Source organism: Thalassomonas sp. RHCl1 (assembly GCF_947387555.1).
Lineage (GTDB): Bacteria > Pseudomonadota > Gammaproteobacteria > Enterobacterales > Alteromonadaceae > Thalassomonas.
Genome location: NZ_CANDNZ010000017.1, coordinates 68,347 through 82,296, shown reverse-complemented (window position 1 = coordinate 82,296; position 13,950 = coordinate 68,347). Strand labels below are relative to the sequence as shown.

At 49.9% G+C, this 13,950-nt stretch carries 15 protein-coding genes; 8 read left to right on the top strand and 7 right to left on the bottom strand.

The annotated features are described in order from the left end of the window. Positions 1 to 13: 13 nt before the first annotated feature. From QL234_RS28190 to QL234_RS28180, 3 genes are read left to right on the top strand one after another with little or no spacing between them, the layout of a single operon-like run. Complete coding sequence (locus tag QL234_RS28190) at positions 14 to 1,414, top strand: aldehyde dehydrogenase family protein (protein WP_281561095.1); 1,401 nt, start codon at positions 14 to 16, stop codon at positions 1,412 to 1,414. A 58-nt stretch (positions 1,415 to 1,472) separates the two neighbouring features. After that, positions 1,473 to 2,642 carry an iron-containing alcohol dehydrogenase gene (locus tag QL234_RS28185; RefSeq protein WP_281561094.1) on the top strand — a complete coding sequence of 390 codons (1,170 nt, stop codon included), beginning with the start codon at positions 1,473 to 1,475 and terminating at the stop codon, positions 2,640 to 2,642. Positions 2,643 to 2,662: 20 nt separating this feature from the next. Further along, complete coding sequence (locus tag QL234_RS28180) at positions 2,663 to 3,391, top strand: GMP synthase (RefSeq protein WP_281561093.1); 729 nt, start codon at positions 2,663 to 2,665, stop codon at positions 3,389 to 3,391. A 20-nt stretch (positions 3,392 to 3,411) separates the two neighbouring features. Here the strand turns inward: QL234_RS28180 and QL234_RS28175 are convergent, their stop codons facing one another. After that, complete coding sequence (locus QL234_RS28175; RefSeq protein ID WP_281561092.1) at positions 3,412 to 4,044, bottom strand: hypothetical protein; 633 nt, start codon at positions 4,042 to 4,044, stop codon at positions 3,412 to 3,414. 504 nt (positions 4,045 to 4,548) lie between these two features. On the opposite strand from QL234_RS28175, the gene QL234_RS28170 reads away from it, so the two are divergent. From QL234_RS28170 to QL234_RS28160, 3 genes are all read left to right on the top strand, one after another. Next, positions 4,549 to 4,809: a hypothetical protein gene (locus QL234_RS28170; protein WP_053043074.1), complete on the top strand. Its 261-nt coding sequence runs from the start codon at positions 4,549 to 4,551 to the stop codon at positions 4,807 to 4,809. Positions 4,810 to 5,007: 198 nt separating this feature from the next. After that, positions 5,008 to 5,214: a CPXCG motif-containing cysteine-rich protein gene (locus QL234_RS28165; protein WP_281561091.1), complete on the top strand. Its 207-nt coding sequence runs from the start codon at positions 5,008 to 5,010 to the stop codon at positions 5,212 to 5,214. A 494-nt stretch (positions 5,215 to 5,708) separates the two neighbouring features. After that, positions 5,709 to 6,299, top strand: coding sequence for a PEP-CTERM sorting domain-containing protein (locus tag QL234_RS28160; protein WP_281561090.1), 591 nt, complete (start codon positions 5,709 to 5,711; stop codon positions 6,297 to 6,299). A 39-nt stretch (positions 6,300 to 6,338) separates the two neighbouring features. On the opposite strand, the gene QL234_RS28155 is transcribed toward QL234_RS28160, so the two are convergent. Genes QL234_RS28155 through QL234_RS28135 form a run of 5 tightly spaced genes read right to left on the bottom strand, consistent with a single transcriptional unit; the run spans position 6,339 to position 11,194 of the window. Continuing rightward, positions 6,339 to 7,370: a biotin-dependent carboxyltransferase family protein gene (locus QL234_RS28155; RefSeq protein ID WP_281561089.1), complete on the bottom strand. Its 1,032-nt coding sequence runs from the start codon at positions 7,368 to 7,370 to the stop codon at positions 6,339 to 6,341. Further along, complete coding sequence (pxpB, locus tag QL234_RS28150; protein ID WP_281561088.1) at positions 7,370 to 8,107, bottom strand: 5-oxoprolinase subunit PxpB; 738 nt, start codon at positions 8,105 to 8,107, stop codon at positions 7,370 to 7,372. The genes QL234_RS28155 and pxpB overlap by 1 nt, the downstream gene beginning before the upstream one ends. After that, positions 8,104 to 8,832, bottom strand: coding sequence for a 5-oxoprolinase subunit PxpA (locus QL234_RS28145; protein WP_281561087.1), 729 nt, complete (start codon positions 8,830 to 8,832; stop codon positions 8,104 to 8,106). Before QL234_RS28145 ends, pxpB begins: the two co-directional genes overlap by 4 nt. Further along, positions 8,829 to 9,206, bottom strand: coding sequence for a DCC1-like thiol-disulfide oxidoreductase family protein (locus QL234_RS28140; RefSeq protein ID WP_281561086.1), 378 nt, complete (start codon positions 9,204 to 9,206; stop codon positions 8,829 to 8,831). Before QL234_RS28140 ends, QL234_RS28145 begins: the two co-directional genes overlap by 4 nt. A gap of 47 nt (positions 9,207 to 9,253) precedes the next feature. After that, entirely contained in the window at positions 9,254 to 11,194 is a 1,941-nt protein-coding gene (locus QL234_RS28135; RefSeq protein ID WP_281561085.1) for an MOSC N-terminal beta barrel domain-containing protein, read from the bottom strand. Between the two features lie 200 nt (positions 11,195 to 11,394). Here QL234_RS28135 and mpl point away from each other — a divergent pair, with 200 nt between their 5' ends. Together mpl and QL234_RS28125 are read left to right on the top strand one after the other, a co-directional pair. Further along, positions 11,395 to 12,771: a UDP-N-acetylmuramate:L-alanyl-gamma-D-glutamyl-meso-diaminopimelate ligase gene (mpl, locus tag QL234_RS28130; RefSeq protein ID WP_281561084.1), complete on the top strand. Its 1,377-nt coding sequence runs from the start codon at positions 11,395 to 11,397 to the stop codon at positions 12,769 to 12,771. 40 nt (positions 12,772 to 12,811) lie between these two features. Beyond that, entirely contained in the window at positions 12,812 to 13,432 is a 621-nt protein-coding gene (locus tag QL234_RS28125) for a flavin prenyltransferase UbiX (protein WP_281561083.1), read from the top strand. Positions 13,433 to 13,669: 237 nt separating this feature from the next. Here the strand turns inward: QL234_RS28125 and QL234_RS28120 are convergent, their stop codons facing one another. Next, positions 13,670 to 13,939, bottom strand: a complete 270-nt coding sequence (locus QL234_RS28120) for a SymE family type I addiction module toxin (RefSeq protein ID WP_281561082.1) — start codon at positions 13,937 to 13,939, stop codon at positions 13,670 to 13,672. Positions 13,940 to 13,950: the final 11 nt, after the last annotated feature.

Genomic DNA, 13,950 nt, shown 5'->3' with positions numbered 1-13,950 from the left:
ACGGGGGAGCTTAATGGACAAACAACTGGAAACCATTTCACCGGTAGACGGCAGTGTTTATGCGATCCGGGCATATGCCGGTGAGCATGAGACCGAAAAGGTGTTGGCGCAGGCAATGAGGGCGCAACAATCCTGGTCACAAACCTCAGTTGCCGAGCGGATAGCCCTGTGTGAGAAAATGCTGACCGCCTTTAGCGGACAAAAAGAACAAATTGTCAAAGATCTGTGTTGGATGATGGGGCGGCCGATCCGTTATGGCGCAGGCGAAATCAAAGGGGTCGAACAAAGAGCCCGTTATATGATGGGCATTGCCGAGCAGGCGTTAGCACCGGTTCACTTGGGTGAAGAACAAGGTGCACAACGTATCATTAAACGTCACCCCCTGGGGGTGGTTTTTGTGATCGCCCCCTGGAATTACCCCTACTTGACGGCGGTAAACAGCATAGTGCCGGCGATATTAGCCGGCAACAGCGTGATTTTAAAACATTCGGCACAAACGCCATTATGCGCCGAACATTTCTACCGGGCGTTTGAGCAGGCGGGCTTGCCCGAAGGGGTTTTTCAGTATTTACACCTGAGTCATGACGATACCCAAAAAGTGCTTCGCCGGGGAGATATTCACCAGGTGTGTTTTACCGGCTCGGTTAAAGGCGGGGCCATGGTGGAGCAGGCGTTGGCGGGACGTTTTATCGGCGCGGGTTTAGAGCTTGGCGGCAAAGACCCGGCTTATGTGCGCTGTGATGCCGATCTTGATTTGGCGGTGGCCACTGTGGTTGACGGTGCATTTTTTAATTCCGGGCAATCATGCTGTGCTATCGAAAGAATTTATGTGCATGAAGATATTTATGAGGCTTTTATCTCCCGGGCGGTGGCACAGGTCAAACAATACAAATTGGGGCGTCCCGATGAAGCGGAAACAACAATTGGCCCTATGATCCGGGGTGAGGCGGCGGATTTTGTCCGCGGGCAAATTTCGCAGGCCATTGCCGCTGGGGCGATCGCCCATATCCATCCTGGCGATGGCCTGGATCCGTGCGGGCTTGATAAACCCGGCAGCCCTTATCTAACCCCGCAACTGTTAACTGAGGTCACTCATGATATGTCGCTGATGAGGCAAGAGTCTTTCGGTCCTGTGGTGGGCATAGTCAAGGTCAGCAGCGACGCACAGGCATTAAGCTTGATGAATGACAGTGAGTTTGGCCTCACGGCGGTTATTTTTACCCGGGATTTAAACCTGGGCATAGCATTAGGCGAGCAGATTGAAACCGGGACCTTTTTTATCAACCGCTGTGACTATCTTGATCCGGCATTGGCCTGGACCGGGGTGAAGCAATCCGGGCGAGGCTGCAGTTTATCCAGGCTGGGATTTGATGCCTTAACCCGGCCAAAATCTTTTTTTATTAATCCGGGATAACAGGGACTATGGCGCCCCTTGTCATCCGTTTACCTACATATTATATCTGGAGTGTTGAATGACACAGCAAATGTTATCCGGCAACTGGAATTACCCCAGTCAGATCAGGGCGGGGGCGGGAAGCCTGAGCTTTTTGGGGCAAAGCTGCAAGGCATTAAAGATGCAAAACCCTTTGCTGGTCACAGACCCGACACTGGCGGCTTTGCCTGTGGTGGCCGAGGCTTTGCGTCTGTGCCGGGCTGCCGCCCTGGAGTGTGCCTTATTTAGTGGTATTAAGGGAAATCCCGATGGCGACAATATCAGCGAAGGGGTAAAGGCCTTTCATGCAGGACAACATGACGGGGTAATTGCCCTTGGCGGCGGCTCGGCGCTGGATGTTGGCAAGGCGGTGGCCTTTATGAGCGGGCAGCAGCTTCCGCTCTGGGCATTTGAAGATATCGGCGATAACTGGACCAAGGCCAATGAAGGGGCTATTGCGCCCGTTATCGCGGTGCCGACCACGGCGGGTACCGGCTCGGAAGTCGGCCGGGCAGCGGTGATCACGGACAGCCGTGCCCGGGTAAAGCGTATTATTTTCCACCCGAAAATGTTGCCGGAAATTGTCCTGTTGGATCCAGAACTTACCGCGGGCTTGCCGGCGCATATTACCGCGGCGACGGGTATGGATGCCTTATCCCATAATCTGGAAGCCCTTTGCTCCCCATTTTATCATCCTATGGCGCAGGGCATAGCGGTTGAGGGCATAAGGTTGGTGAAGGAAAACTTAGTGAATGCGGTACACCGGGGGCATGATTTATCGGCGCGTTTGCAGATGCTGGTGGCGTCGAGCATGGGGGCTACCGCGTTTCAAAAAGGCCTGGGGGCGATGCACGCCCTGGCTCATCCGCTGGGGGCACTTTATGATGCGCACCATGGCACGTTAAATGCGGTGCTGATGCCCTATGTCCTTAAAGCTAACGAGCAGGCGATAACAGGTAAAATTGAACGGTTATCGGCTTATATCGGCCTGGAAGACACCAGTTTTGACGGTTTTCTTGCCTGGATATTAAGCTTACGCGCACAAATCGCCATCGCCGACAATTTAAGCCAGATCGGTATCGATGACAGCGAAGCCGGGAAAATTGGTGAAATGGCCTGCGCCGATCCCAGCGCCTCGGGCAACCCCATTGCTTTTAGTGCCGGGCAATACTCGGAGATTTTTGTTCGCGCCGTACACGGCGAACTATAGCTGAAGGAGAAAGGCGGCAGATGTCAGATAAGGAAACGGGTATGAAATTGGGGTTATTGTTATGTGATGATGTCATGGCGCCGCTGCAGGGAGAATTTGGCGGTTATCAGCAAATGTTTACCCGCTTATTGCAGCAGGTATGTCCCGATCTGGTGCTGACTGTTTATGACGTCCGCCGGGGAGAGTTTCCACAAAACCCGGATGAAAACCTCGGTTATCTTACCAGCGGCAGTGCATGCGGGGTTAATGATGACTTGCCCTGGCTGGCGGAGCTGGAGGCCTTTATCCGTTTGTTGGCACAGCAGCAGAAAAAGCTGGTAGGCATTTGTTTTGGTCACCAGCTACTGGCGAAAGTGTTGGGGGGCAAAGTTGAGTGCTCACAGCGGGGCTGGGGTATAGGAGTGTCCTTTAACGATATACGGGCAGACAAACCCTGGATGGTGCCGGCCAGCAAAGCGATAGATCTTGTGGCTTGCCACCAGGATCAGGTTATCAGCTTGCCCCCGGGGGCTGAAGTGTTGGCGGCCAGCCGCTTTTGTCCTTTGTATATGGTACAGTTCACTGAACACTTGCTGGGCATACAGGGACATCCGGAATTTCCCAAAGCCTATGTTGCCGCCCTGATGGAAAAACGCCGGGATAAGATCCCGGCCCACAGGATCAGGGAAGGCTTGGCTTCCCTGGATGCCGGGGTTGATGATATCGCGGTTGCCCGCTGGATCATCAATTTCATTCAAGACGGCTGGTGAGTGCTGTGTTGACTTGGGTGTTAAAACACTTCTCCAATCAGAATATCCATATCGATAGTGCCGATATGGGTTTGTTCCAGGCCTTTTACTTCTATGGTTAATTCCTGGCAATTTCCGTTGGTGACTAAAGTATTGTCAACCAGCAGGTTCAGGCTGCGGTAGGTGTTGTAGGGGTTACCGACGATAAAACCGTAGGAATTGACGCTGTTTTTAATGGCCGTAACTTGCTCTGCGGTCAGTAAGGCATTGCGGTTGTCCATATCGGTACCGATAGCGATATTGCTGCAATAAGCATTCATTTCAACGATAAAACGAAACTGGTTAGAAGGGTTTACCGTGGTATAAGTGCAATCCGGCGGGTTGCCTGCGCCGATCAGGAAATAACCGCCTGGCTGGGGGTATAGCTTGTGACACTCAAAGCCGGTATCTATAGCGCCGTTACCGGAAATTCTGGCATCAATGTCGAATATCAATTGCTGGCCATAATCTCCCGAGACGGGTATTTTGGCGGTATAGACAGAGCCGCTTTGGCTGAATGCCTGCTTGGTGATAGTGTGCTTGCTGCCCGCGATATAAATGACATCATCAAAGGCCTGGAGGTTGGCAGCGAACAACATAGTTAACAGGCTGGTTATTAATATTTTTATGTTCATATAAATCCTTTTATAAAATTAATTTTGGCATTATCCAATTGGCTGAATAATACTGATGTTAGAGAGTTACGCTCAAATAATCAACGGAATATTAACAATAACTAAACATTTTTATTGCGAGCTGATAATGTGAATGCAATAGATGTTTATCTGATTGCGGGTCCGGGTTACAGCAAGAAGGATTTTTCCTGGTTTTTATCTAAAAAAGCAGCATTTTGTCCGGGTAAAGACTGATATAGTTGAATTATTCTGCTAATAGGTTGTCTATAACTTTTACAGTTATCTTTTAATGATAACTAGTATTATTTAACCTTTTGTTCTATCGTTATGAAAAAAATAGTGTTTTATCTAAGGGAATAGATTATGCATTTACCAGTCAAGTTAGTTGTAAGAAGTTTGTTATACAATCCACCTCATCTGACTCGCCTTTTTTTATATGGCTCATTAAAAATGATAGTTTTAAACGGCCTTAATGGTCTAACACGGAATTTTACGAGTATATAAATGAATATTTTCAGAAAAATCTCATCAAGTATCCATCGTAAATTACGTCCGGTTGAAAGCCATGCCATCTGGCAGCAGCTGAACCTGGCGCAAAAATTTGCTGTCAGATCCTTAGCTGAATGTGATTATGAGCTTTGTTTTATCCGTACCATTGGCGGTAACCGTCTCGTGGTGATGATTTGCGGAGAAAACTTTGCAACCATTGACAGCGAAGGTGAAATCGATATGCACCCGGATATAAAATTACGATATTCAATATAGCACCTGCTTGAGTTCAAAGGATGACCGACAGGTTTCAAGCCGCTTTTTTGTGAAAGCGGCTTTCAATCTCCCCCTTAAAAAGTACTTTTCTATTTAGCCTGACGGCAGCACTTCATTAAGCAAAAAGCACGAAATACATCATACTAATAAGGAATAGATCGGAAGGAAGCCCTCAGATCAGGCGCTAAGGAGTTTGTTATGATCCATGAACTGAAACGTATCAATCAGGAGTGCCCGCATTGTGGTCATTACCAACAGTTGGCTTTGGGTCTGGAAACGGCAGATGCCAGCAATTACCAGGAGTGCCCGGTTTGCTGCCGTAATATTCATTCGGCGATGGAAATCAATGAGTATTCGCAGCAGGTGCAGATGTTTTTTGCCGATGAACCCGGCCTGGTACTTTAACCCGGGTGAACTATCGGCTTAAGGGCTGTCGCCGAATCCGTTTTTCGTTTGCCGGCTAGGTGGGATTGTTTTTAGGTTAAAGTCGTTACGCTGCTCACCGCTGCTTTGATTGGCAGCATATGCTAACAAATCAAAGCGCCTTCATTTTTTATCATTAATCGAGTTATTGCTTTTTCTCTGCCCGTGCTTTTAGTATCCGTCGGATATTCGGGATGCCGGTGCGAAATTGTTTAGCCTGTTCTCTTAAACTGTTTCGGGATAAGTGACTCTTGCTGCAGCCAATATCCCTGTGGCTAAGTCGAGGGCCGTTTATACTGCGGTTTTTCTCATTGGACTTGCAGCTAAAATTGCGGTTTAATTGTCCAGGTTCAGGCCCTTGTTACCCTCCTATTCTTTTCTATCAGGAAGTCTATATGCAGCTATTTTTTTGTAAGCTAACCGCGGCTTTTGTATTTTTTATAACTTATTTAAATTCGTCTACGGCCATCGCTGGAATGATTTATAGTTTTGGTGATCTCTCCACCGATGTCGACGGTTCAGTGATAACAAACACGGTTACCGGGCGGCAATACCTGCGTTTTGACAGCTTTAATTTAACCTATGCCGAGACCTTGCAAGCGGTTGACTCTGGCGGCATATACAGTAGCTGGAGCATTGCCGATTCAGGCATCAATGATGATTTTATTAATGCCGCCTTCGGCCAGCAAGGAGAGAATCCCTGCTCCACCGGTGCTGATTATGCGCTGGAAAACTGCGGTACCTTAAGCGGTTGGCAAGACGGTGCCTTTGGTGCTTCCTATGTCGGCAATCTGGATTATTACGCCTATCTCAGTACCGTCGGCAGAACCGGCCCCGGCGGCACTAACCCCATAGGTATCACAGAATTTGCCGCCAGCGGCCGGGTGAGTGAGTATGAAGCCTGGAGCAGCATTGCTAATCTGGACAGTAATTTTTCCCCGCGCCCGATTAATTTGCTGCTTTATCGTGAGGCTTCCGATATTGAGGTGCCTGAGCCGGCAACTCTGTTCCTGCTTACCTTTGCCCTGTTCGGTTTAGCCGTGCGTAAGATAAGACAGCCGCGCTAATCAACTCTGCTGTTAAATGCGCAGCAACAGCTACCCGGGTCACCGGGAGAGCCTTTGCCGGTAAAATTCCGTTAATTGTTGTCGGGCCTGCTCCAGGGTCACGGGAACAAAACGCAGCAACTCTCCCGGACGCTTCTGACTTAAGCGAAATAAATCGGTTTGCATAACGGCGCCGATCACCGGGTAACCCCCTATGGTTTGCCGTTCTTTCATCAGCACGATCGGTTGATTAAAATCCGGCAGCTGGATAGTGCCAAAGGTGACCGCCCGGGAAAGCTTGTTGGTTAATGTCATTTCTGTTTGATTTTGTTCACTGTCTTTTTCGCTATTTTTCTCGCTAAACTTTGTTCTTGAACTTAAGCGGTACCCCATGCGGTTACTGTCGCTGTTTATCTTATATTCAGTGGTGATAAAGTGCTGCTGAGCTGTGCTCTCGAGGGAAAACCATAATTTATGGGGGATAAACCTTGCGGTTAATATTCCGGGAGGATAAAAATTAGCGTAATTTCTCTTTATTGGCTGAATTGCTTGCTGTGGGTTTTGCTCTTGCCCCGGGGTCGGATTAAAACAAATATCCGTGAGCGGGATCTCGCTGTCGGCGGTGATTTTCCCTCCGGCCGTAGTCAGGCTGAGTTCATTCAGGGTTTGTGAGCGGCTGCTTAACCATAATGGCGTATCAATGCCGCCGCTGACCGCCAGGTAAGTGTGTAAGCCGGATAGCGGCAGGGAAAAAGACAAGATATCGTCGGTTTTTAACTGTAACACCTGCCAGTTCGCTACCGGTTGTTCATTAAGGCAAACTTTACTGTCTGCGCCGGTAATGGCAATGGTACAGTCGCATTCTGCCTTTAATACCAGCTGACCTAAGGTGATTTCTAATGCCGCAGCATTAGCTTCATTGCCCAGCAACTGATTTGCGGTTAAATAGGCGTGCTCATCGGCAGCACCGCCCGCACTGAAACCCATATGCTGGCTGCCCGGCCTGCCAAGATCCTGTATCGAGCATAAGCCCCCGGCTTTGAGCACCCTGAGCTTATTTGGTTTGCTCGTTTTTGTGCTAAACGCCGGCATTATTGCTCCTCCCGTATCAGGTCACCCGACATTTCTTGAAAGGTTCGGGCGTCGATGGCTTTAAAGCGAACCAACTGACCTGGGGTGAGCAGGGGATGAAACTCCTCTGTTGTGATGTTATACATGGCTAAAGGGGTTTGCCCGAGAATATGCCAGCCGCCGGGGCTGGCATTGGGATAAACCGCGGTTTGCAAGCCTGCGATGGCAACCGCTCCTTTTGGCACACTTGCCCTGGGATTGCTCCTGCGCGGCAACTGTAACTGAGGCATCAGCGAGCCCAGATAACAAAATCCCGGGGTAAACCCCAGGGCATAAGCCCGGTATGTTGGCGCCTGATGCAGCTCTATCACTTCATCCGGGGTCAGGCTGGTTTGTTCTGCCACTTGGCAAAGATCCCAGTCGGCTTGTTCGCCGTAATAGACAGGGATCTCCAGTACAGTGTCTTCACCCTGGGTAAGCTCGTTTTCCCGGGATTGTGCTATGATTTTCCTCAGCCTGTTTATCAGGGCTTGGCTGTCGCTGCGCTGGAAATGATAATAAACCATTAAGGTGTTATAGCTGGCCACGCTGTCAATGATCAGCTCGGCTAATTGCCGGTGGATGGCATCACGGCAAGCGATAATATGTTGGTGCTGTTTCGGGCATATTTTTTCCGGCCAGCTCAGTAAGACGGCATTTTCACTGACGGCTTCCAGCGAGACGGTAAAGGGCGCAAGCGCTGAACTTTTCTCTGTCATGCGAGTAATTTACTTAACTGACATACCAGCTCTACGGCCGCCGGATTATCACCGTGCACACATAAAGTATCCACCTGCAACGTCAGCGGTTTGCCGTTTATGCTCAGTAATTGCCCGTGTTGTTTTAAGTGGCGGCAACGCTCGACTACCTGTTCGCTGTCATGAATAACCGCATTGCTTTCACTGCGGGATACCAGCAGGCCGTTATCCTGATAATGGCGGTCGGCAAAGGCTTCAAACCATAAAGAAAGGCCATATTCCCCGGCGATTTGCTGATATGGCGCCGGATCGGGTAAAGCCTGTATCATTAAAGGCAGCTTAGGATCGATTTTTTTTATGGCCTGGCAGACACAGGTAAAGATCGCCAGGTTATTCATCATATCGTTATACAGGGCGCCATGGGGTTTGACATAACTTACCCGGGTATTTTCGCTGTGGCAGATGGCCTGTAATGCCCCGAGCTGGTAGTGGATGATGGCGGTCAACTCATCGGCGGGATAAAGCATGGAGCGCCGGCCAAAACCGAGTAAATCGGGATAGCCGGGATGTGCCCCTATGGTGACCTCGTGCTTGAGCGCGAGTTTTACGGTTTTTAACATGGTCAGGGGATCAGAGGCATGAAAACCGCAGGCGATATTGGCTAAGTCTATATAGGGCATGATCGCCTGATCATCGCCTTTTTGCCATAAGCCGAAGCTTTCCCCGAGATCACAATTTAATTTCATTTCATTCGTCCGCTTGCCGTTAACCTTTTGTTCACCCGGTAATGATAATACTTTGCCAGTGGCGCCTTGATAAAGGGAATTGCGATAAACCAGGCCAGGGGTTTTAACCACCAGACATGGCCGAGCAGTAAGATATAGGCATCTAACTCTTTAACAATTTTTTTTCCACCGACGATCAGGTGTAACTCTGTCATAGCGGCCTGCTCGCTGATAGCAAATTGTTTTAATATCTCTTGGTGCTGGTTGATGTCCAGCCATAAAATGGCATCATCTTTGCGCCCCGCCAGCTTTTGGTAATGTTGCCTGTCTTTGATGCAGGCGGGACAAATTCCATCGTACAACACCACGATCGGATATTGTGATAATGCTGACATTTGTCCCTCCTGTTGTTTTACCTTTTGTCAGGGGTGTTTTTTAATGGCTAGCCCTGGCTGATCACCACGTCTGTGGCGGGGATACAGCTGCAGGCCAGTATATATCCCTGCTCTTTTTCGAGATCGGATAAACCGTCGCTGGCCAGCTGTTCCACTTCGCCGCTTTCCAGTTTTACCTTGCAGCTGCCGCACATGCCGCCGCGGCAGGAATAAGGCAAGATCAAACCGGCGGCTTCTCCCTGATCCAGCAAAGGCTCGCTATTGTTGCCTTCAACCTGCTTGTCCCAGGAATCAAAAAGGATACTGACTTTTTTCGCCGTTTTCGGCTGTTTGGCTTGCTCAGCCTGATTGCCTGGCTCTAGCTGTTTACCTGGCTCTAGCAGTTTTTCCTGCCCGGATTTTTTCGGAGCGCCAAAACTTTCGAAATGATAGGCGCTTTCCGGCAAGCCTAATGACAACAGCAGCTGTTTGGCGTTTTCCCGGAAGGTGGCGGGGCCGCAAACAAAGACCTGGCGCTGCCTGAGATCGGGAATTTTAGCCAGCATATGGCTGGTAAGGTGTCCCTGGTAATCTGTCCACTGGGGTGTGGCCGAACGGGTCAGGGTATAACTGACCCGGCAATTGCCATGGTGCAGGGCCAGGGCGGCCACTTCATCTTTTGCAATCAAGTCCTGTTCGCTGCGGGCGCTGTGGAAAAACACCACATCGTTATCCAGCGCCTGATCTGTCATGGCTTTGAGCATAGACAACATAGGGGTAATACCGCTGCCAGCGGAAAGCAATAACACTTTGCTGGTATCGGCGCTGTTAAGATGGAACTTGCCACCCGGCGCCCTGGCGTTCAGGTTATCGCCGACATTAAATTCATCGTGCAGGTAATTGGAGACCCGGCCTCCGGGCACGCGTTTTACCGTGATCATTAAATATCCGCTGCGCGTGGGTGAAGAAGACAGGGTATAAGTGGCATTAACCTTTTCACCGGCTATGGTCAGGCTTATCGGCAGATGCTGGCCCGCCTGGTAAGCAATGTCGCTTGCACTGCCTTGCTCCGGAGTCAGGATAAAGCTTTTGACATCATGGGTTTCCTGGACGATTTTTTGGCATACCAGGGTGAAACTGCCCTGTTTTGCCGCCGTTGCTTTTACCGGGGTGCTTGTTACCTTGCCTGTGGTGAAAACCGGGGCATCGTGGCGTTTAAGTATCGAAATTTCATCCCCGACAGCAATTTGTCCGCGATTGAGGGGCACCAGGTTATAACCAAAGGCAACATCTCCGTTTTCCAGCTGGCGGTAGCTTTTCAGGGTATTTAAAGGCTCCATCTTGGGATGTTTAATACCGGTTTTCGGATCGACTGTGGTGAAAATACAGCGGGTACAGGGTTTGGGCAGATCAAACTCGACCTCGCCGATGCGGATACGTGACCAGGTGTCTTCGGCAAAAGCTTCGCAGTTCTCTATGATCAGGTTGGGGCGAAAATGCGCCATGGTAAAATTATCCGGGCTGCGCCGGTTCAAGTCATCCAGCGAAGCACGGGAAATCATCATCAGCGGATAACCGTCGGCAAAGGCTACTTGTTCTTTTCTGCGTTTTACCGTGCGCCTGGAGTCTTCGCCGAAATAATACAACTGGCACTCTTTACCCAGGTATCGGCTGAACCAGAGGTCATATTCCTGACGGCAATGTAAGGCTGAAATGTCGCTTTTCCAGACGGTGACCTGGCGGTAATTTTGGGAAAAATCCTGATAACGGATAACAAGGGGCTCCATGCCGGGGGCGGTGAGAATAAGCCCGGAAGCGGTGATATTGGCCTGGATCAGGCAAATTTTTGTATCTGTGCGGCCGGTAATAAACTGGCCGTTTTCCCGGCTCAGGACAAAACGCCGGTCAAATGAAAGGCCGAACTCATCGATCCAGCTGCTCGACAGGCTGATGCCTGCACTGGATTTTATCGGATATACCTGAATCGCCTGTATGCTTGCTGCTGACACTTACTGATCCTTATTTTGTCTGATATCCCTTGATCTTGATTAACTTACCTTAAGATTGCAACAAAAAAACGCCGACAGGCGGGCCGGGAAAGCGGTGTTTTTGTATAAGAATTTGTCCGAGTAGGGTATATTGGCAGGCTCAAGATTTGGTTATCTGACAAATTAAAAGAAAAAACTTTATTTATCAAACTGGTAGTACTATGCATCTTCATATTTTAGGTATTTGCGGCACTTTTATGGGTGGTATCGCCGCCATCGCCAAGCAATTGGGTTTTAGGGTTTCCGGTTGTGATGCCAATGTTTATCCGCCCATGAGTACCCAGCTTGAACAACTGGGCATTGAATTAAAACAAGGTTATTTACCCGAGCACCTTCAGGATCAGCCTGATCTGGTCATAGTCGGCAATGCCATGAGCCGGGGAAATCCCATGGTGGAGTATGTGCTCGACCGCAATATTCCCTATACCTCGGGGCCCCAGTGGCTGCTGGACAATGTTTTAAAAGACCGCTGGGTGCTGGCGGTTTCCGGTACCCATGGTAAAACCACCACTAGCAGCATGCTCACCTGGATTTTAGAATACGCCCATATGTCGCCGGGCTATCTGATCGGCGGTGTGCCGCAGAATTTCTCCAGCTCAGCGCGCCTGGGTGAGTCGCCATTTTTTGTTATTGAGGCGGACGAGTATGATACCGCCTTCTTTGATAAACGCTCTAAGTTTGTCCATTACCGGCCGCGTACTTTAGTGATCAATAACATGGAATTTGATCATGCCGATATCTTCAATAATCTCGCCGATATCCAGCGCCAGTTTCATCACCTGATCCGTATGGTGCCGTCAAACGGTTTGATCCTGTCGCCGCAATCGGAGCAGGCGGTTAGCGAGACCCTGGCGATGGGCTGCTGGACACCGACAGAATTTAGCATCAAAGACAGCAAACATCAGCCGGGCTGGCATGCCGAAAAATTAGCGGCCGACGGCAGTGAATTTATCGTCCGCTTTTATGACAGCCAGGGGCAGGGGGAAGTGCAGGGCACGGTAAAATGGGACCTGATCGGTGACTTTAATATCGACAATGCCTTAATGGCGATTGCCGCCGCACGCCATGCCGGTGTGCCTGCCAAGGTCGCGATAGAGGCCCTGGGTCAGTTTATCAATACCAAGCGCCGTTTAGAGCTGCGGGGCACAGTGAACGATATCCGGGTCTATGATGATTTTGCCCATCACCCTACCGCCATTGCCAAAACCCTGGACGGTTTGCGTGCCCATGTTGGCAACGGGCGTATATTGGCGGTGTTGGAGCCTAGGTCCAATACCATGAAGCAGGGTATACATAAGGACCTGTTGGCCTCTTCATTGATTAAGGCGGATGAAATCTTTATCTTGCAGTCAGAGCAGGTGTTGTGGTCGGCGAATGAACTGGCCTTTAGCGAACAGCAAAGCTGCCGGGTGGCGACCGAAGTGGATCGACTGGTGGAACTGGTGGCCAAGCAGGCCCGGCCTGGGGATACCGTACTGATCATGAGTAACGGCGGTTTTGGCGGTTTTCATGACAAATTGCTGCAGGCCCTGGCATGATCTTTTATTCTTTAGTTATTAAGTAGCGGGGCTGTCTCTAGTGTCTGACTTTACGAAAAAAATTACTCTGGCGATCACCGGAGCATCCGGCTCGGCTTATGCCTTGCGCCTGATTGAATGCCTGGTGGCGGCGAATTACCAGATATACCTCTTGTATTCCAGTGCCGCCCGGGTGGTGTTCGATACCGAAGTGGGTTTGAAACTGCCCGGTGCCCCTGAAGCCGCATCGACGTTTTTAACGGAAAAGTTTGCCGCCAAAGAAGGGCAGATCACCGTATTTGGTAAAGAACAATGGTTTTCTCCGGTGGCGTCCGGTTCGGCAGCGCCGAAAACCATGGTGGTATGTCCCTGTTCCACCGGCACTTTGGCCGCTATCAGTACTGGTATGAGTGATAATTTGATCGAGCGGGCGGCGGATGTGGTGATTAAGGAGCGGGGGCAATTGATCCTGGTGCCGAGGGAAACCCCTTTTTCCACCATACATTTACAAAATATGCTGTCGTTATCCCAGCAAGGGGTGACTATTATGCCGGCGGCGCCGGGCTTTTATCACAACCCGCAATCTATCAATGATTTAATTGATTTTATGGTGGGGCGGATCTTGGATCATCTTAATATCGAACAAAGCATTATGCCGCGTTGGGGCTATCAAAAAAGCTGAATCGGGGGCGGGCTGCCTCCGAACTTACGTATTTTAAATCAGGGGGCGGCTTCAACCGATAGCGGGCATAACTGCTAATGGTAAAGAGTGGAAGTTAGCTGCCCCCAATCATTGATGTGATAAAAACTGTATTGATGACTAAACCAAGCCGGGTGGCTATGTTTAACCGCAGCCAGCCGGCTTATTGCTTATCAATAAAAAAACGGCCCGCTTTCAGGTGGCCGACGCTACATAAACCTATTCAGGCGTGACGTACTTAGGTGTAATGATAATTTCTTCCTGATTTATCACAACACTGACTTTTTGCCCGACAGGAAAACCGGCCTGTTGCAACCACTTGCCCCTGAGCACAACACAAGGTTCAAGATGAACGGGGACATAGTTAATGCCGATGCCGCGGGTTTTCCCTGCTGACTCGCAGGTGGTCTCCAACACGGTAAGTTGTCGATAAATAGGATATTTTACTTTTTCCGAGCCTGGCTCTGACGTATGATGATATTCAGCCATGACGGACTCCT